Origin of the sequence: Cohnella nanjingensis (genome assembly GCF_014212125.1) — a bacterium.
In the GTDB taxonomy this organism is placed as follows: domain Bacteria; phylum Bacillota; class Bacilli; order Paenibacillales; family Paenibacillaceae; genus Cohnella; species Cohnella nanjingensis.
Genome location: NZ_JACJVP010000007.1, coordinates 95,257 through 112,265, shown reverse-complemented (window position 1 = coordinate 112,265; position 17,009 = coordinate 95,257). Strand labels below are relative to the sequence as shown.

General features: G+C 55.6%; 24 protein-coding genes. All 24 read right to left on the bottom strand.

Annotation, left to right across the window (positions count from 1 at the left end; translation table 11 throughout):
• Positions 1-194 precede the first annotated feature (194 nt).
• Positions 195-482, bottom strand: coding sequence for a ketopantoate hydroxymethyltransferase (locus tag H7C19_RS06265; RefSeq protein WP_185141726.1), 288 nt, complete (start codon positions 480-482; stop codon positions 195-197).
• Complete coding sequence (locus tag H7C19_RS06260; RefSeq protein WP_185141725.1) at positions 479-1,066, bottom strand: putative phage tail protein; 588 nt, start codon at positions 1,064-1,066, stop codon at positions 479-481. The genes H7C19_RS06265 and H7C19_RS06260 overlap by 4 nt, the downstream gene beginning before the upstream one ends.
• Positions 1,063-2,139 (bottom strand): baseplate J/gp47 family protein, encoded by a 1,077-nt coding sequence (locus tag H7C19_RS06255; RefSeq protein WP_185141724.1) that lies wholly within the window; start codon positions 2,137-2,139, stop codon positions 1,063-1,065. The genes H7C19_RS06260 and H7C19_RS06255 overlap by 4 nt, the downstream gene beginning before the upstream one ends.
• Positions 2,132-2,536: a DUF2634 domain-containing protein gene (locus tag H7C19_RS06250; protein WP_185141723.1), complete on the bottom strand. Its 405-nt coding sequence runs from the start codon at positions 2,534-2,536 to the stop codon at positions 2,132-2,134. Before H7C19_RS06250 ends, H7C19_RS06255 begins: the two co-directional genes overlap by 8 nt.
• On the bottom strand, positions 2,533-2,802 hold the full coding sequence (locus H7C19_RS06245; RefSeq protein WP_185141722.1) for a DUF2577 domain-containing protein: 270 nt from the start codon (positions 2,800-2,802) through the stop codon (positions 2,533-2,535). The genes H7C19_RS06250 and H7C19_RS06245 overlap by 4 nt, the downstream gene beginning before the upstream one ends.
• Complete coding sequence (locus H7C19_RS06240; protein WP_185141907.1) at positions 2,799-3,764, bottom strand: XkdQ/YqbQ family protein; 966 nt, start codon at positions 3,762-3,764, stop codon at positions 2,799-2,801. Before H7C19_RS06240 ends, H7C19_RS06245 begins: the two co-directional genes overlap by 4 nt.
• Complete coding sequence (locus H7C19_RS06235; RefSeq protein WP_185141721.1) at positions 3,757-4,479, bottom strand: LysM peptidoglycan-binding domain-containing protein; 723 nt, start codon at positions 4,477-4,479, stop codon at positions 3,757-3,759. Before H7C19_RS06235 ends, H7C19_RS06240 begins: the two co-directional genes overlap by 8 nt.
• Positions 4,476-6,536 carry a tape measure protein gene (locus tag H7C19_RS06230; RefSeq protein ID WP_185141720.1) on the bottom strand — a complete coding sequence of 687 codons (2,061 nt, stop codon included), beginning with the start codon at positions 6,534-6,536 and terminating at the stop codon, positions 4,476-4,478. Before H7C19_RS06230 ends, H7C19_RS06235 begins: the two co-directional genes overlap by 4 nt.
• 74 nt (positions 6,537-6,610) lie before the next feature.
• Positions 6,611-6,973 carry a hypothetical protein gene (locus tag H7C19_RS06225; RefSeq protein ID WP_185141719.1) on the bottom strand — a complete coding sequence of 121 codons (363 nt, stop codon included), beginning with the start codon at positions 6,971-6,973 and terminating at the stop codon, positions 6,611-6,613.
• Positions 6,974-7,204: 231 nt separating this feature from the next.
• Positions 7,205-7,615 (bottom strand): phage tail assembly chaperone, encoded by a 411-nt coding sequence (locus H7C19_RS06220; protein WP_185141718.1) that lies wholly within the window; start codon positions 7,613-7,615, stop codon positions 7,205-7,207.
• 12 nt (positions 7,616-7,627) lie between these two features.
• The gene (locus tag H7C19_RS06215) at positions 7,628-8,092 is read right to left on the bottom strand and encodes a phage tail tube protein (RefSeq protein WP_185141717.1); all 465 of its coding nucleotides are present in this window, start codon (positions 8,090-8,092) and stop codon (positions 7,628-7,630) included.
• Between the two features lie 15 nt (positions 8,093-8,107).
• The gene (locus tag H7C19_RS06210; protein WP_185141716.1) at positions 8,108-9,424 is read right to left on the bottom strand and encodes a phage tail sheath family protein; all 1,317 of its coding nucleotides are present in this window, start codon (positions 9,422-9,424) and stop codon (positions 8,108-8,110) included.
• The gene (locus H7C19_RS06205; protein WP_185141715.1) at positions 9,425-9,613 is read right to left on the bottom strand and encodes a type I restriction-modification enzyme R subunit C-terminal domain-containing protein; all 189 of its coding nucleotides are present in this window, start codon (positions 9,611-9,613) and stop codon (positions 9,425-9,427) included.
• Positions 9,610-10,035 (bottom strand): phage tail terminator family protein, encoded by a 426-nt coding sequence (locus H7C19_RS06200; protein WP_313731420.1) that lies wholly within the window; start codon positions 10,033-10,035, stop codon positions 9,610-9,612. The genes H7C19_RS06205 and H7C19_RS06200 overlap by 4 nt, the downstream gene beginning before the upstream one ends.
• Before the next feature lie 4 nt (positions 10,036-10,039).
• Positions 10,040-10,474 (bottom strand): HK97 gp10 family phage protein, encoded by a 435-nt coding sequence (locus tag H7C19_RS06195; protein ID WP_185141713.1) that lies wholly within the window; start codon positions 10,472-10,474, stop codon positions 10,040-10,042.
• Positions 10,474-10,881 (bottom strand): DUF6093 family protein, encoded by a 408-nt coding sequence (locus tag H7C19_RS06190; protein WP_313731418.1) that lies wholly within the window; start codon positions 10,879-10,881, stop codon positions 10,474-10,476. The genes H7C19_RS06195 and H7C19_RS06190 overlap by 1 nt, the downstream gene beginning before the upstream one ends.
• A complete protein-coding gene (locus H7C19_RS06185) occupies positions 10,875-11,255 on the bottom strand; it encodes a DNA-packaging protein (protein WP_185141712.1) in 381 nt (126 codons plus the stop codon). The genes H7C19_RS06190 and H7C19_RS06185 overlap by 7 nt, the downstream gene beginning before the upstream one ends.
• Positions 11,239-11,553, bottom strand: a complete 315-nt coding sequence (locus H7C19_RS06180) for a hypothetical protein (RefSeq protein WP_185141711.1) — start codon at positions 11,551-11,553, stop codon at positions 11,239-11,241. Before H7C19_RS06180 ends, H7C19_RS06185 begins: the two co-directional genes overlap by 17 nt.
• Positions 11,554-11,569: 16 nt before the next feature.
• Positions 11,570-12,589 carry a major capsid protein gene (locus H7C19_RS06175; RefSeq protein ID WP_185141710.1) on the bottom strand — a complete coding sequence of 340 codons (1,020 nt, stop codon included), beginning with the start codon at positions 12,587-12,589 and terminating at the stop codon, positions 11,570-11,572.
• 25 nt (positions 12,590-12,614) lie between these two features.
• A complete protein-coding gene (locus tag H7C19_RS06170; protein ID WP_185141709.1) occupies positions 12,615-12,938 on the bottom strand; it encodes a hypothetical protein in 324 nt (107 codons plus the stop codon).
• A gap of 18 nt (positions 12,939-12,956) precedes the next feature.
• On the bottom strand, positions 12,957-13,577 hold the full coding sequence (locus tag H7C19_RS06165; RefSeq protein ID WP_185141708.1) for a phage scaffolding protein: 621 nt from the start codon (positions 13,575-13,577) through the stop codon (positions 12,957-12,959).
• Between the two features lie 128 nt (positions 13,578-13,705).
• The gene (locus H7C19_RS06160; RefSeq protein WP_185141707.1) at positions 13,706-13,912 is read right to left on the bottom strand and encodes a hypothetical protein; all 207 of its coding nucleotides are present in this window, start codon (positions 13,910-13,912) and stop codon (positions 13,706-13,708) included.
• A 17-nt stretch (positions 13,913-13,929) separates the two neighbouring features.
• Positions 13,930-15,537, bottom strand: a complete 1,608-nt coding sequence (locus tag H7C19_RS06155) for a minor capsid protein (RefSeq protein WP_185141706.1) — start codon at positions 15,535-15,537, stop codon at positions 13,930-13,932.
• Positions 15,534-17,009 (bottom strand): phage portal protein, encoded by a 1,476-nt coding sequence (locus H7C19_RS06150; RefSeq protein WP_313731417.1) that lies wholly within the window; start codon positions 17,007-17,009, stop codon positions 15,534-15,536. Before H7C19_RS06150 ends, H7C19_RS06155 begins: the two co-directional genes overlap by 4 nt.

The window sequence follows — 17,009 nt, the reverse complement described above, 5'->3', positions numbered from 1 at the left end:
CGTCCGGCCCTTAATCCGCAGACCCTTGAGCCGCGACCGACGCGACGCCGTCACGATGTTCTGGCCGGGAACGAGCGAGACAGGGACCTGACCGCTGGGGCTGAGGGCTGCCGTGTTATCGTTGATCTCCCGCCCGATCTGATTCAAGTCTTCGGGCTTGACCGTGTCTCTAATTGTCCAATCTGTTCTTGCCATTAAAACGTCGCCTCCTTCACCTTCAAAGTCTGGAGCATAAATGTGTCCGATGTGATCGGCACGTTCACTGTATTCGACGAAATCAGGTTGTCCGCCGAATCTTTCAACTCGATCAGGGTAATCAGCGTGACGTCGGATACCGGGACGATGTAGTTCAAAACGAGGTTGTTGTTGGTAACCTGTTTCGTTTCGAAATCTGTAATTTCTAAGGCGCCGTTGATGACGACTTTCGAAACCCGGCCCTCCGTATAAACGGCCACATCGTGCAAAAACGTTGTTGCGATCATTTAATCGGCACCTCCGTACCCAGCGTTACAAAAGGTTTCTCCCCGAGCTGCCAAGTCCCGTTTAACTTGTAATTCCATTCAATGGTTTGCCGCGAGATGTGCTCCTCGATCGCTATAGTATTGTCGATCGCCGTTTTTTGCTGATAGACCAAGTTGGCCGGCTTTACCGTCTGGATTGTATATTGGACTTCTCGGAAGACGCTCGCATTCTCAATGCTAGCCGTGACGTACAGCACGAAGTTCTGAACGTCAACGGAAACAATGGTCATCCCAGGGCCGACGAGCCGATCAAGCTGCTCCTGCAAATAGCGAATCGTGAACGGCGGTTTGGTCGAATACCGGTTGATGATCCGGCGGCGTCGGAAGTCCAGCGTCTCCGTCGTCGGGTCCGCCTGGATGCCGAGCATCCTCTCCCGCCGCTTGATTGCGTCCAGGCCGGACGTCATAACAAACTGGTCATTGAATAGCTGGCCAATGGCATCATCGGCTAGCTGCAGCTCCTCATCTTCCGTTTCCGCGAGGTCGATAAACTCCCGAATGTCGCGGTAAAAGGAGGGAAGGTAATCCAGGATCGGGTTGGTCAATGGGTCGTCACCGCCCCCAATTTCGGAATTTGCGCATCGGTAAGCGTCAGATTTGCAGGCGAACCGTTCAATGTCGTGCCGGTCACGTCGTCCACGCCCTGAACCCTCAGAATTCGTGCTTCAATCTGCGCCACGCGAACGACAAGCTGCACTTGATTGGCCCAGTCCTTCCGCAGCTCTAACAGATAGGCGTCAATCGCCGCCCTCACGTCTGCCTGTACTTGCCCGATCGTCACACCTGAAGCAAGCGTCAACGTGGTTTCGACATTAACGATGAGGTCCGTCACCCCGGCGATTGTAACCGTATGACCGATAGGTGCGAAGCCGTAGCCGAGCCCGCTATTAACGGTCGGATCGATAATGGTTTGCACCTGATTGGTCAACGCCGGTGACGGGACGCCCCAGTCCGAAGCAATGATCGTCGCCAGCACAGTCCCGCCGCCAGACCATGCGGGCGTAATCTTGACAGCGCCCACTCCAGCGATTCCGCCGATCTTCTGTTTGTAATCCGCCATGTTCCCACCGAACGCCGGTTCGTTGACCGTTTCGTAATACCGTTTGCGGAGCGCATCGTCGGTCTCATCGTCTTCCCCAGGGACGAGCACGTCCGTTAGATTTGCAGCCGACAACCCGGAGATGTTAACGATCGGAAGCAGTGCCCCGAATTTCTGATTCCCGACGATGCCGGCCGTCTCGCATTCCAATGTGAATACGCCTGTTGAGATTTGGTCGATGACGACATAGGTCAAATCATCGATGCCGTACCGGCTACCGATCGGCACATTCATCGGCACGTTGCCGGATCCGAAAAACGCACCCTTGCGCCGGGCTTTCGTCGCCGGTTTTCGGTTGACGCCGAATTGAGCGGTAATCCTCGATAAAAAATCTCCCGTCGCTGTATCCGCGAACGAGAGATTATAGTTGATGTCCAGCTCGGCATACATCTGCGCCAGCTCGGCGGCCGCCGGCGCCAACGCGTCATGGATGATTGAGCCCTCCCGCTTGTCTACGTCTCCCGGGACGCGGTCAAGCATCCGCTGCAGGATCGTATCAAATGTCTGGCCTTCATACATTGTTGATGCGCACCTCCTCCTGGAAAGCCCCGTACACGGAGACGACGACGAACCGGACCAGCGCGCTGTCCCCGTCGACAGTCGTCTCGAACCGCTCCACCGTTTGGACCCGATCGTCTACGATGAGGGCCTCGCGGATCCGCCGCGGAATTTCGGAACGGAAGAGGAGCGGCGACGTACCGAGGAGCTGCGAGCCCTCCATCCCGTAATCATTGCTATAGATGAGATGCTCGAAGCGCTCGGTGCTCAGCGTCTTAAAGACGAATTGCCTGAGCGCCTCAAGCCCATCTACTTTTCCGACAATCCGGTTTGACTCGAGATCCAAACGATACGTCCTACTTGGCTGCTGGACCTCCTCCACAGGCATGTCCAGCTCAATGCCGCCGCTCGGAATCATTCATCCGTCACCACCCTGTCCAATACGATGTATTGCTGCCCGCCTTGCATCCGCAGGAGTAAAAACTGGTTGCCGATCATGTAACCGCCCGCGGTCGAAGCGGTGAAAATGAGATGTTCTTTCTTGAGCGGCAGCCGCTGGTCAACCGTAATCACGAGCGGCGTCGTCGAGGTGACAATGCCGAAAGCGACCTCGACCGGCGCGCCGGCCGTAATGACCCCGGCGGCCACCTGCTTAATGGTTCCGACCAAGCGTTCTACGCTCATATGACCTTCAGCTCCAAGCTCATGGTATGGCCCCCGTCGAAGTGGTGAGAGCATTCGTCAACAAGGAAGGACTGGTTAATGCCAAAGTCGCCGATGAGAACCGGGAGATAACAACCGGCACGGACCCGAATGTCTCCGATCGCATCGATCTTCAACGTCTTGGTCTCCTTGTTCTTTGTGGCGATCAGCGCGTTGAGCAGCTCGCGGATCTGCGCGGCATTCATCTTCTCGTCCACGGACTGCGTGAGCTGCAGCAATCCCCATTTCGCGATGTTCGCGCTGTCCTGGGCAATGTAGGTGTCACGCTTTCCGGCCTTCTTATTGTCCTGGTACAACTTGACCTTGTTATAGGTGTCGCTGTCTATTGAGCGCTCAGCCGCAAAGTCGTACATGAGGCTTTCGTCGCCGATGAAAAAACTCAGCAACATGTCATATGAATTGCGCAGCGAGAGCTCTCCGAAATCGTCGTAGAGAAAATAGTTTCTGTCCGCCTTGATAAGCGTCCAGTCTAAAGCCTTGCAGATTGTGTCCAACAGCTTCTGATTGTCTTGAATCAAACTCGGGATCCGATACCCGGTGTCATCGATTTTTCCGACCTTCAATTTGAAGTCGGACGCAATCTGCTTCACGACATCTGAAGCCGTTACATTCGAGAAGACGTATGTTTCGCTCGCCAGCAGATAACGAATCTGATCGTAACAAAGGATCTTTACGTCTTCGCTCATACCCTCACCGATCCGGAATACGTACCCATAGAACACGTTCACGCCGTCTTTTCGGAATCGAACGACGTCCCCGTTGTTATACCTGAAGCCAGGATCTTGATAGATCCCATTTCGAACGAGCGTGAACTCAAGGCTCCCGGGCTTCCCGATCCGGCTCGTCTTCCATGTCACGTCGGAAACAATGTTCGAGAGGTCCCAGACATTTCCGTTACGATTATCCAGCAGCAACTCAAGCATGGTTTCCACCCGTGCCTCCCGGTAGCTTCAGCACCTTTCCGACGGGTAGGCTTTTCAGTTGCGCGTCCGTCAACCCGTTGACCTTCTGTATCTCCTTCCAGCGATCGCCGTTTCCCAGTTGCGACTTAGCGATTTTCCAAAGCGTGTCGCCGGACCGGAGCTTATACGTCCCCGGTGTCTGCCTGTCATTAGCGCGAGCTGCTGCGACCTTCTTGATGGTCGCGGGCTTGGTGGCCGTGGCCTTCTCCACCTTGACCTTCTGCGCGCTGTAGAAGACGTACTTCTTCATCTTCAGCGTGTACTCGACGTCACCGCCGCTCCCGGCAACCTCCTTCCATTCGAACGACTCTATCGACGCGGCCACGTTGATATCGAAAGAGTCTCCTGTAAAAACAAAGCGGATGGGCCGCTTAGTCCCCATCCACTTGGTCAGATAGTTGATATAGTCCTCCGGAGCGTATTGCAAATCCGCCTGTACGAGCGGATCAACAGTGATGCCAGATACAAACGCTCGTCGGGACGACAGTGACGGAAAGATGCTGCTGAAGCTGTATTCGCTGAGCTTCGGGTTCTTGATGACATTGATTTCTCCCAAGCCAGCGACATCATATGTCGTCCCCTTGCTCCCGTCTCCTATCTCAATACTGCCGGGATTGACCGGGATCTGAAAGCCCTCGGCTTGGTTGTTGAAGCTCAGCCATATCCCATAGTTCAACCGTAATCCCCCCTCACGGATGCCCCGACGTGTTCCTCCATCGCTACCGTGACCCGGTCGATGATAGTGTTGATGTCACTTTCTTGCTTCACGTGCGTATCTCCAAAGGAGAAAGAAGGCTGCAGCGTAACGAAGTTCTGTATGTTCTTCATCTCGGCCAGCTCCCGCATGGTCTTCAGATCTTCGCTGGAGATATCTACCTTGTTTTTGATCTTACCGACCTCGTTGACTTTGTTGATGTTTCCATTCGGCGAAAACAAAGAAGTTCCGGAGAAATTAGAAGCACTTTGTTTATCGGCTTCCTTCGCCGCGCGTTTGCTCGCTCTCGAATCAAGCAAGTCCAGGACTTTCTTCTCACGCTCCGCCGCTTTATCCGCCGCGGCAGCCTTCATCCTTTCGATCTTATCTTCGCCAGCCTGTCGGATGGCCTCGGCCTCGGCAGCAGCTTTTGCGGTTAGCTCGACATGATCGACAGCATCCAAGCTTACACCAGGGATCTTGTTGAGCGTATCTATTAAGCTGTTAAGGTGATCGATCGTTCCGTTGACCAGTTCTTCCATGATCTTCAATGATGTAACCTTTGCCCATTGGAATCCGTCAACTATTCCATTCCCTATTTTTTGGAAGAATATCGGGACTTGATCGAAGAAATTTAAGATGGTGTTCCAAGCCCTCATCATCCCCGCCGCAAACTGATCGTTGGTTTGCCAAAGACGAACCAAGTAGACAATAAGCCCAGCAATAAGTGAAATAAGAAGGATAAATATGTTCGCTTTCATCGTTGCATTTAGCCCTGTCCAAGCAGCGCGTAAACCTTGTGTTGCGAGCATTTGAGCGAATACTGCTGCGGTCAAAATCCCTGTACGGATGGTCGCGAGTAATTCGCCAGCAGCCGCGACCCTTGTAGCGACTCCCCACGCCACTAACGCTGCAACCACACCCCAGACTATCGGTCCTATTGTCGGCCAATTATCCGCGATGAACACATAAATCTGGGAAGCGAGCGTTGCTAACTGTACCAGCCACGATACTGCAATCGCGACTCCGCTTGCGAGTCCGTTAAACAGCGCTTGCCCGTTAGAACTCTGCAAATATGCAGTAAGCGCTTGGACCTGAGTGGTTATGTTCTTGAGAGGTCCATCAGCGCGATTAAGAGCACCTAGCCACTCGAAGAACGAATTCTTGAGAATGGTCATCGACTGGCCGAATGTCATAGGCATTTGGCTGTACATTTTGTTGATCTGATCACTTTGATTTGCAAACGCCTTGACTATCTTATCGGACGTCAGTTTCCCGTCCGCGCCCATCTTCTTCAGTTCTCCCCGGGCAACGCCTAGACCGTCAGCCAAAATTCTCATGAGGGCCGGAGCGGTTTCGCTCAAGGACCGCAGCTCGTCCCCCTGCAGCACGCCGCTACCGAGCGCCTGCGACATCTGCAGAATGGCGTTTTCCGCTTCCCATGCCGATGTTCCGCTCAGCACCAGCGTCTTATTGAACTGCTCGGCGAACCTCAGCATCTGATCGTCGTTCTTAAACACTCCCTGTGTGCCGGCCCCGATCTTTGTTATAAGGTCAGCTGTAGCCATGTAACTCGCGCGAGTTTCGTTTGCAACATCCAGGACCTGCTGTTGAAATTTTTCTTGCGTTCGAAGACCGTCATTCACGAGGGATAGGCGGGAATTCGTAGCAAGCACCTCGTCTGCCATCTTCATAAATCCGCTGAGTGAATCCCATCCCCGTTTGAGCAGCTCAATTCCCTGATTTATGACGATAACGGCAGCGCCTGCAGACCGGAGATTTGTCTCCCCCCGTTTAACGGATTCATTAAAACGGTCCTGGGAATTCTTCGATTGGTTAATCTGACGATTGATTTCTGTTTCTGCCTGAGCGATACGCTGCTGAGCAGCCAAGAGTGCCTTATCGACATTTACATTCTTGCTCGTGACACTCTCCATCTGCCGCATCGTGGAGATCATGATATTCATCCCCTGGGTAATGCTCTTGAGCGGTCCAGTCATGGAGTCGAAAAGCTTGAGTGTCGAGGATACTGTTGCCATAACACGTCCCCCTTTTTTGTCGTCTTCGGGTATAAAAAAGCACCCTCAGATGAGGGTGCCAGAATAATCGATCATTATTTTACGCCGTTGAAGATTTCCTTTGCCTTACTGTTAGACGACTCGAGAAGAAACTTCCCGTTTACTGGCCAGTCATCCTTGATTATCTTAGCGTCGGCACGAGCCTTTTTCAAGGATTTTGCCGAGTCATATTCATAAATAGCAACTTTTTGCCCGTCAATATCAAAAATAACCCCGTCTTTTGCTCCAATTAACTGAAACATTGGTTTTTCATTGCTATCCACTGTAATACCTTGATCAACATACGCCTGTATTACTCTGTCGAGAGTTACATCACTTTTTTCATTTTTCGATGATGAGCACCCAAATAGAACTACCGAAAAGGCAACCAGCATAATAAAGACCAAACTTCGCTTCAATATGTACCCTCCCTATTTCGATAAAATCCCCTAAATAGTACCACATTTTGCATAGGGAGGGTTAACGTTTTACTTTGCTCGCTTCTCTTTTTTCAGCTTCGAGCCTGAGATCGATAGCCGCCATGATAAATGCTTTCTCCTCCCGGGACATGTTGGTAAACTGGCCCGGGAGGATATGCAGCTTGTGGAGGGCGTAGTAAGCATAATTCGACTCGCCGTCGCCCTCCTTGATCAGTTTTTTGCTTCTTCGACGAGCTCGTTCATATCAACATCGAAGCCGCTGAGCTTCTGGATCTGGTTCACAAGCTCAGAGATTTCACCGGCGAGCAGCACCTTGTTGAGGTACTCATCCGGCGTCGTGCATCCCATTTTCTTGATGCTCTCGGCATCCTTGAAGTCCGGGACGATCGTGTGGTTGATGATAACTGCGGTGTTGAATTTGTGGGCGTCAAATTCTACCTTGCGCCCCTTCTTGACTTCTGTGCAGCGCCGGCGAATATCGTCGAATTCCCGGTTGGTCATCCCCTTGATTTTGAATTTCAGAGGGTTGCCGTCCTTGTCGCGAAACCGCGCAGAGACGACGACGTCATCCGTCAGTTGGTCAATCGGGTTGGAATTCAGAAAATCCTGTAATGCGCTCATTGTAACCCTCCGTTACGCTCCCGTGATGGAGCTGAATTGGTCGAGCAGGTCGTAATCGCTGTAGGTAAACGCCAGCTCTTCGTCGAGCATGTCGTCCCCCGTCGCATCGAATTTCGCAGCGATGATGCTGTCCAGGTTGCAACCCATCAGCACCGCCGTCTGCTTGCCAGCGCTGGATCCCGGCTGCTCATTTACGACTTGCAAGTCGAAGTAGAAGTCGCGGCCGTTCTTGATGTAGTCGAGCATGAGGTTCCGGAACATGGACGTTACATAGTATATCGTCAGTGTTCCCTTGCCTGCCCATCCCGCCGAGCGCTTTGCGACATTCGTCTTTCCCAGGACAGGGACGTCCGTCTTGTTCTTCTCGATCGTCGCTTCGAGGGATTTGGCGTAGAACAACTCCTCCACCCGACCGTCGATCGTTGCGAAAGCCATAGCCTGCTTTCCGCTGATGGCGTCTTTTTCTTGCATGAACATGGTTTACTCGCCTCCTTAGCTCACGGTGACCGCGACGTAGATTTTTTCAATTGAATCTACCGGCTGCACGTTCGTCTCAATTAGGACGGCGTCGCTGTCCGCTCCAGCCGAGACCGTGATGTCCGTCTGGCTGTCGAAGTTCTGAACGGCTTCGATCCCCTGCAGCGTATCCAGGTAGTTGATGCATTCGCCCTTCAGGAGGTTGCGGCCCGCAGCGTTGTTCGATACCTTCCCCAGGTAGAATCCCGAGAAGATTCGGACGAAGTCGTTGCTGATGCCGTCCAGCACACGAACAACCCTGTTTTTGGCGAACATCTTCCCTTTTTCGGGCGAGAATCCCGTCAGGGTGTTGATGTCCTGCTCCACCACGGCCTTGCCCTTGCTCGGCGTGAAGAGAAATTCGCCAGCTCGCAGCGCCGCCACGATCTGAGAATTCGTATATCGCGGCGAGACGTCCACGGCGCCCTCGTAAGCCGCATACGTGAGTGACTCGTTCACATTGGCCCCTGCGGTGGCTCCCGCCGTCCACGCGGTCGCCTGCGCGGCCGTGAGCGTCGTCCCGTCGTCCAGCACGACGCCGTTCTTGACGCTGATGACGCCCTCGTAGTCCGCCGCAGGGTAATTCTCCAGGACGGCAACGATCTTCTTACCCTCGTCCTCGCGCAGCCGCTTAACGAAGGCGACGACGGCCGACTTGATCGTGCTCGTCGTGACCGGCAGGCCGATCGTATTGAAGTCCTCGATCTCGAGCGCCGCCAGGTAGTCGGAATAGTCCTGGATGGCTGCCGTCCCATCAGCGCCACCGACCAAAGGTGCCCCGGCCGTTGTCGCCAGCGAACCGGTTCCGCTCCAATCGATCCACGCATTCGGTATCAGCCCGGTGATGTTCGCAACGGTCTGCGTATTAACTGCCGTCCCTTCCAGCTTCGTGATGACATCGAACTTCGTGTTTTCGTCGACATTCGTTTGAATGACGATGGACAGATCATTCCCGCGTACGCCGCCCCACTTTGCCGTCGCCGTCAAGCTGCCGCTCGTAGCGGTCGCTTTCGTACCTGCGTTCACCCGGTACAGCAGCAGCTTCTTAGCTCGCTTAAGGGCTTCACGGACCAGCAAGAGCTGCGGAGCCGAAATATCGTATCCGAGCTTGGAGGCCGTGTTCTCTCCGGCTTCGATGGCGACAATCACCTTCGGCTGCCCCCATGAAAGGGTAAGCGGCATCGACACGACGCCACGCTCCCCAAGGGAGCCGAGCGCCTTCGGCGCGCTCTTGGTGTTTACGTAAACGCCGGGGCGCGTCTTGTTTTGGACTGTCCAGGTTCCTCCAGCCAATTACTTCGCCTCCTGTTCGAAAAGTTGATCGAGCAGCTGTGCAGCCTCTTCGACCGTATATTCGGCACCTTCTTGCAGCAAAGCTTGCAACCAATCCCGTTGATTCGGACTGAATCGCTTTGCTGCCAAGATCTGCACCTTGGTAAACTTGGCCGGCTCACCAGCAGCCGGCACCTGCGCTTTGCTCATGGCTTAAGTCCTCCTGACTGTTCCATCGTCCCCATGACCGGATCATCCGGTCGCTGGCGCCAGACGAGGAACGTATAGTCCACGAAAAAATGCAGAACCCGGCCGACGATCTCATGTTTCATCGCCATTCCCGGGAAAGCTCCTACGCCAACGTTCAGAACGTCGAGAATGTCATAGAGCTTCTCCGCAACGTCGTGCATCTCCCGGTTGTCCCGACCGAAGTAGTGGATATCAAAGGAGAGAATCCGGCGATACCGCCGCCCAAGCTCGCGATCGGCAGCTGCGTCCAGGAGCTTGACGAAAAAGCAGGGCTCTTTCAGTCCCTGCTTGATCTCTTCGCCGTGAATTTCGACGCCTGGAAAGGCCGCATCCAGTACGGCGTTGACGCCGTCGCGTACCATATTGGTGGTCACGGTGTTCACGGCCTCAGCCTCCCTTTTTCGGCGGTCGCCCATTCATCAGTTGTTCCAGTAATTCCATTTGCCGGCGCTCCAGGTATCGCGGCAGCTCACGCTCGATTTCTTTCATGGAGATCGTCAGCATGAACCGTCCTTCCGTCCACTCTGTAAGGCCGGGACCAGACCGGTGGCCGTACTCCACATATGGGCCGTACTCCGTATTGTTGAAAATCTCGACTACGAACGAGTTACCCCTGCGCTCCACGTTGCCGACCATCCAGTTCCTCCGGAGCTCGCCGCTATCGACTGGCGTGCGCTTCTTGATCTTGCGGACGGCACGCATAGCCATCTCCATCAAGAACTCCCGGAGAAACCTTTCAACCACTCGTTCATCGAGTGCCTTCTGGAAAGTGTCCGCCAACTTCTTCATGTCGCCGAAGTCGAAGCTCCCCCACTTTGCCATCAGGCCCAGTCCCTTCGTTGCAGGCTGACCTCTTGGTGAGTCGAATACGGCGGAAATGGCTCGCCGGCTTGGAAACGCCATGTTCGGCCTTCGGCCAGCGGCTCCCATCCGGATGCCGTATGCACGCCGCGGATGACGTCGACCTGGTCGCCCTGCCGGATCTCGAGCTCGGGAGCGATGAAGAGCTTTGCCTCGTACCGGATGTCGTTCTGCGCGTCGGACTGATCGTTTTTTGCAAGCCCCGACTGCGAAAGGCGGCACGGCACGGCTACGAGCACAGGCTGCATGTCTTCCTTCGTTTCTTTCGTGACTGGATCCTTGACCTTCTCCGGCCGGCTGATCGTGCAGCGGTCCGTATACATTCGCTCGATGGCGCGGCGGTGCTTCGTGAAGATCAATGCTACCACCTCAGCTTCCGAAAGGCGTTCAGCTCTCCGCGATAGTCGAAGACAACCGAATCAAGCACCGCGACCGTCGGCAGACTCGGCGCGGTGACCGATTTGATCGGCTTGACAGTCGTGTCCCCGATCGTCGTCTCGAATTCCACGGTTTCCTCCCCAGGCGGGAACAAAACGGCGAGCTGCTCCGCTGAGAGAGCGCTCGCCACCATTGCCGCCCAGGTGTACGTCAGGGCTTCTGGGACAGCCGTTGCGTTGATATACGTCCGGATCCGCTGGCCGATCTCATCCGTGTACAGCTCGATCAGTTCATCATGATCGTTCACGCGAACGCCGAGCCGTTTCTTGACGAGCGGCCAGATGTCTTTACTGCTGGTCGCCATCGCCCGTACCGCCGTTCGGGGCGCCACCAGCCTGCTGGGCCGCCAGAATAGCGGCCAGAATAGCGGGCTTCTTGTCTGCGTCTCCCAGATCGATATTGTGCAGCTCAGCATACGCCTTCAGCTCTGCCACCGATTGCTTCTCAAGCGGTTTTTCGGCAGCGGGCTTGTCTTCGTCATCGATCACATCGAGATGGCCGGCGATTCGTGCATAGCCGGCGCGGTCGATTTCGAATTCCTCTCCAGGGACATAGCGGTGCCCGTTATGGTTCACCGCGATCAAATTCGGAGTTACGATCATCGTTTATCTCCTCCCCTTAGATTACTTGCGCCTGAAAGACTTCGTCTGCAGCCGGGAAGCTCGGCAGCGCTGTCGCGACCGCCTTCGTCCAGGTGCTCACCGGGTCCGCGCTCTCTTCATAGACCATCGCCAGCACGTTACCGATGGTCTGCGTATCGATGCTCGGATCGCGCGCCAGCCGGATCTCCTCAGCCGTCGGACCGTAGACCGTCTCGCCAAGCGGGCCGTCAGGCAACAGCACGAACTTGTTCTGCGGGAAGTACCGGTACTGCGTATACGACCCGTTTGCGTTCTGCTTGCGGTACACCTCGTCATACGTTGCGATCGTGGGCAGTTCCAACTGTTCGAGGTACGAATTCAGCTCGGCCCGAGACGCGACGCGGCTCGTGTCCTGACCGAACAGCGCGCCCGCAACCTTCGGATGCCGCAGCAGCGCGCCGAGGATGGTATTGGACGTCAATGCACGACGTGGCTTGGTGCCGAGAGCGTTCGACCAGTCCATGATCCGTGCGATCGGGTCACTCGAGACGTCCGTCCACAGGCTGGAACCGGAAAGCACCTCTTTGTGATCAGTCGGCACGCCGTAGTTGATCGTTGCGCTCAGGCCGTTCTCAGCAAGCGTGACCGTACCACTCGCGACTGCCTCCATCCGCATCGATTCAATGCGCGCCCTGACGCCTTGAACGAGAACGTCGACGTCGTTGTACACCTCCCGCATCAGGTATTGCTGTTCGGCTGGCGTACGCGGGTTTTCGAGGGCGATGATGTCCTTTTCCTTCAACGGCAGTTTGCGCTTGATGAGCGCGAGTTCCAGCGCCTGCTTGCTGGCCTCCCGGCTGCCGATCTCGGCCTCCGTGTCGAACGCGTGGACGCTGGCAATGACCGGGATCCGGCGCGCGCCTTTGATTTGGTCGAACTCCAGCGAATCACGCTTCACCTCGGGGAACAGCGATTCGCCGAGCAGGGGTGAGTATTGACGGTTTTGCAGATAGTTCAGCACTTCGCGCTGGTTGAACAGATCCAATACGCTAGGCATGGATGATTTCCTCCTCTTGAGTCGCTTACACGACCGTTTTGAATTTGATAGCCTTCATGGCCGTTTTGGCTGCTGCCACGGGAGCGGTCGGGAGACGTGCCTCCAGGAGCCAGCCCTCCACGATGACTGCGCCAGGCTGCGGCCCATTCGTAACGTCTACATCCGACAGCAGAATGCCGATAGCCGTCGCGTCATTGATCGGAAAAACCGAGCCCGCGGGAACGATCTTCCGGCCGTTCGCGTTGGGAGTAACGCCGGAGTCGTTCACTTGGTACGTAAATGCGGTGTAGTCGGCGCTGGCGAGAAAGTTGATTTCTTCGCGCTTGCCGTAGTCCTTGACATAAGGCATTTGGTTTCGCTCCTTTCTTTAGCCCCAGGGATTCGGCGCGGCAGCGGGGGCTTTTCCGCTCTCATTTGCCGCTTTTGCAAAGCTCGCACCAACCGAGGCGTCCCCACCTCCGCCGGCACCACCTCCGCCGTCCGGCGGTTTCGCGCCTTTGAACTTCGGCGTGTTGCTGGATTCCGGGACAAACAAAAAAGCCTTGCTCGTTTGCAGGGCTTTGATTTGGTCGTCCAGGCCGGTCTTGACGTTGCCTGCGTCGTCCAGTTCGACCTTCGATTTGTCGAGCAGCCCCGCGACGATGTCGGGGTCATGGACTTTGCCGGCGAGTGCCAGCTTGAGCGCCGTGCTTAGGTGTAGGTCTTTGACCTCGGATTCGTATTTGTCCTTTGCGGCCTTGTTGTCGTTCTGCAGCTGGGCAATCTGGTCCTGCAGCGCCTTGTTGTCACCGGCGGACTTTTTCAGCTCCTCGAGCTGCTTGTCGCGGTCTTTCAGGTCGTCCTCGGCCTTCTTCTTGGTCGTGTTGACCTCGTCGAACCGGTGCTTCGGGATCCAGTCCTTATAGTTCGTCTCCACCCCCTCGGTGATTGCCTTGATCTGAGCCTCGCTGAGGCCCTGAGCTTCAAGCAGCTTTTTGAGCCATTCCATTTTAGACCATCCTCACTTTTTTCCCGGTGGTGTCCGGTCATGATTAAGGGCCCCGGCAGTCTCAGCCGGAGCCCAACTCGCATTGTATTTTCACGCAATCAAAAACGCCCTCGCGGATGCGGGGACGCTCATTGATTGATGATTCGATTTGCCTCTTCTTCGGAAATTTCCTCGTAGTCGCTAAACTCGCCGATGAGGATGTCAGCCAAGGAGATGTCCTCAACCCATCTGTCATCCACGTATCGCTCGAATAGACCTTCGTGCAATCGGGCGACCGCAAAGGGGGCCTCCTTGGTCGTTCCAAATTTCGTAATGGCTAGATACTGCGTCTCCAAGTTTACCGCTCCCTTCGTCACCTGATTTGCTCAATGCCTTTCGGTTTCTTCAAGCCCTTCGACATTTCAAGCATTTGCTGCAGCAGCTCTTTCTTGCGTGCCGGCTTCGTGGTCCCAAGCCGGTATTCCTCATAAAGCAAATGGATCCTGTTCTGCTTCATGTCGAAGCTCTCAGGCGTATGGAATTGCAATTCAAAGTTTGGCCCATTTGGGGCATGAAATACGACGTTCACACCTTTGTAAGGATTGAATGGTTGGTTCCAAGAATTCTTAGCCTTAATGAACGTATAGCCTTTCGAGAGAAGCTGATCCTTCATGTCCTCGTAAACTTGAACGAGCCGATCGCCATCGGCAACGGCCGTATACCGGACAACGTCGTTCATGCCGCTTGCGATCTCTTTGCGGAGGATGTTCTGACCTGCCGCCTTCTGCTCGGCGTAGTCGCTGCTCACCTTGCGTTTGAATGAATCCAGCGTCTTCAGCCGGAAATCAAGGCCCACAGGCTCGGCACCGGCTGCCGCAGACACCTCTTTGATGTGCTTGGTGATTGCAGGTTCTGCCGCTGCGAAGGAACGGTAAACATCGGCCAGCGCTTTGTCAGGCCTCACATATTCATCATACCATTGCTCGTATTTCATGTCAGCGGGAACATGATAGGTGTCACCCTCTGTATCCTTGGCGATCCGCTCTCCCGGGTCGATCTCGTCGTCGAAGTAGGGGACAGTCGTCGTCCGGCAGCGCGCATGGAACGGCGGATAGTTTACGCCCGGCTCCTGTTCCGACACCAGGAATACCTTGCCGTCCATCCCGCGGCATATCGAGGATGTCCGATTGTCCAACGTCGCGAGGATCTCATACCGGTTGACGACGCCGCTCTCGCGATAACCCGCCGCGGTTGCCTGGCCGACGAAAAAAGCTGCCTCCGTCTGGACGAGCCGCTCCGCGTTCGATCGTGACACGTCCATGCGCGCGGCGAGATCCCGGATCGTTCTTTCCGCCGGCTCGCCGCGGATGAATGCCTGCGCGAGCTTGGTCCGCAGCTCCGTAGCGAGCTTGTCCCGATCGCCCCAAATGCGCTTACTCCAATTCGATCCGGCGAAATCAGTCCGGAGAATCATCTCCAGGGAGGCCGGATCGATTCGCGCGAAAGACACCCCCATTCCGGTGCCCTTCTGAATCTCGTAAAGGGTTCGATGATAGGTGTCGGTGTAAACGTCGCCCAGGAGATCGCTCGTGCCACGCTGCCGGCTACCGGCGACCATCTCGGCCTGTTGGCGGATCTGAAGCTGCAACGCCTCATATCGACTCACGCGCGTCCGGAAGTAGACGTTGTTGAGCCCCTGGGTCCATCGTCCATCCGCGTTGTCCTTCGCCTTGGCCGTGAACTCTTCAAGTGACATCTTGAACTCGCCGAGCTCGCGGCCGGAAAGCTGCTTTCGAGCCTCGGCCATACTGACGGAGTCGTTGATCGCATAGCGTTGGTAGAAGACTTCCACACTCCGGCGGATCTCGTTCACCGCACGGGCATATTCCCGGTCCTGCGCTGCCTCGTACTGCTCCGCCTTGGCGAATTGCCTGGCCGCGATCTGCTCGCTGCGTTTCTGCCAGTACGCGGTCGGCTTCATCCGCCGTCAGTCCCGTTCGGATCCGAGCCAGACTTATCGCCTTGCGGCTGCCCGAGAGCCCCGTAGTCCGCCAGGCTCGCCTCTCGTTCGCGCTTCAGGCGCTCGAGCTCTTCCTGCGTGTCGGTCACCCACGGGTGATTTGCCACGATCGTCTCGTCCGAGATCAGGCCGACGCTATTCTTGGCGTTGCTGATCGTGTCCGTCTCGTTGATCAGGATGTCTCTGTTAAAGACGATATCGACCGACTCGTCAAAGAAATCGCCGGCGCCTGTGTTGGCAAGGTGCGTGTTTACGAACCATAGTAGTTGCTCGAGGCTGGCCTGAAATTCGGTTTCGATGATATTGGCGTCCATGTCCAAGTCGCTGTAGAGGAAGCGCAGCGCGATACCGCTTGGGCTATTCCCGAACTTATCCGACTGGCTGTCCACTCCGCGGCCGAACTCGTAAATATCCTTGCGCAACTGGTCGATGTGCTGCTTGAGCGCCTCCGGGCTGAACTGGAGCGTCAGCGTCTCCACACCGCCCTCTCCTGATACCTTAACCGCCCGGTACCGTGACAGGTTACGTCGGAACTCCCCGAGATCTGTTCCGTCGTATTCTTTCAGGACATAGATCCCGTTCGGCAGGTCAGTCAGGTTGTTGGAGTTATCACTGGTCTGCTCGTCGTAGTCGTCAACGAGCGACTTCAGAAACTTGATCAGCGGCTGCTCCTCGTCGTTGTACTTGAAACAGATGAACGGCACGCGCTCCCAGTTGAGTGGCTGCTCCGCTTCATCCTCTTGGGCAACAAAGTGCGCCGACACCGCGCCCGCATCCTCATCCGGCGTGAGCCCCGCAGAGCCCGGCGCGTTCAGCACGAAACGCTTGACGCCGCTCTCGTCCCAATACTCGACCTTTTCGAGGACGTGCTTGGTCGTGCCCTCGTAATAGTCCTGCTTGTAAACCCGGATAAAAGCTTCGAGCTCCGTGTGCGCAGCATCGCGCCAGATCGGGATGCCTTCCTCGGTGGGAATGACTTTGAAAGTCAGCTCGCCCGCATCGTTGTAATGCGGATGAAGCCACCCGCGGCCGCCGTTGATCGCGTTCTTCCCAACGTTCTGCAGGATGCGAAGAAACGCCTTGTTGAACAAGCCGCCGATCGCATCGGCGTAGTTCTTGTTCTTCGTCTGAATCGACGGCTGCTTCGAGAGCAGATATCCGACCTTCTGGTCAACAAGCTTGCGGATGAAGGCGTGAATAAGCTTTTTGTTCGCTAGGTTCTTATCTTCGACCATCCGGCCGCCGTCGCCAATGATCTCTCGCTTGCGGTCCTTGATCGCATGTTCAACCCGGTAGTATTCCTTACCGAGCTGAATCAGTTTGAGCTCCGGAGACTTTCTCCAATCATCGATTTCGAGCTGGATGATCTGCTCTAGCCGCATAGGGGCCGCGGCGGTGATGGCGCTGTTAATACGGTCCGTTTCCGTGGGCAC

Coding starts and splice junctions, on each gene's coding strand:
- H7C19_RS06265 (WP_185141726.1), bottom strand. CDS start 482: ATGATCGCAACAACGTTTTTGCACGATGTGGCCGTTTATACGGAGGGC.
- H7C19_RS06255 (WP_185141724.1), bottom strand. CDS start 2,139: ATGTATGAAGGCCAGACATTTGATACGATCCTGCAGCGGATGCTTGAC.
- H7C19_RS06250 (WP_185141723.1), bottom strand. CDS start 2,536: ATGATTCCGAGCGGCGGCATTGAGCTGGACATGCCTGTGGAGGAGGTC.
- H7C19_RS06245 (WP_185141722.1), bottom strand. CDS start 2,802: ATGAGCGTAGAACGCTTGGTCGGAACCATTAAGCAGGTGGCCGCCGGG.
- H7C19_RS06240 (WP_185141907.1), bottom strand. CDS start 3,764: ATGCTTGAGTTGCTGCTGGATAATCGTAACGGAAATGTCTGGGACCTC.
- H7C19_RS06230 (WP_185141720.1), bottom strand. CDS start 6,536: ATGGCAACAGTATCCTCGACACTCAAGCTTTTCGACTCCATGACTGGA.
- H7C19_RS06220 (WP_185141718.1), bottom strand. CDS start 7,615: ATGAGCGCATTACAGGATTTTCTGAATTCCAACCCGATTGACCAACTG.
- H7C19_RS06215 (WP_185141717.1), bottom strand. CDS start 8,092: ATGTTCATGCAAGAAAAAGACGCCATCAGCGGAAAGCAGGCTATGGCT.
- H7C19_RS06205 (WP_185141715.1), bottom strand. CDS start 9,613: ATGAGCAAAGCGCAGGTGCCGGCTGCTGGTGAGCCGGCCAAGTTTACC.
- H7C19_RS06195 (WP_185141713.1), bottom strand. CDS start 10,474: ATGGCAAAGTGGGGGAGCTTCGACTTCGGCGACATGAAGAAGTTGGCG.
- H7C19_RS06185 (WP_185141712.1), bottom strand. CDS start 11,255: ATGGCGACCAGCAGTAAAGACATCTGGCCGCTCGTCAAGAAACGGCTC.
- H7C19_RS06180 (WP_185141711.1), bottom strand. CDS start 11,553: ATGATCGTAACTCCGAATTTGATCGCGGTGAACCATAACGGGCACCGC.
- H7C19_RS06175 (WP_185141710.1), bottom strand. CDS start 12,589: ATGCCTAGCGTATTGGATCTGTTCAACCAGCGCGAAGTGCTGAACTAT.
- H7C19_RS06170 (WP_185141709.1), bottom strand. CDS start 12,938: ATGCCTTATGTCAAGGACTACGGCAAGCGCGAAGAAATCAACTTTCTC.
- H7C19_RS06165 (WP_185141708.1), bottom strand. CDS start 13,577: ATGGAATGGCTCAAAAAGCTGCTTGAAGCTCAGGGCCTCAGCGAGGCT.
- H7C19_RS06155 (WP_185141706.1), bottom strand. CDS start 15,537: ATGAAGCCGACCGCGTACTGGCAGAAACGCAGCGAGCAGATCGCGGCC.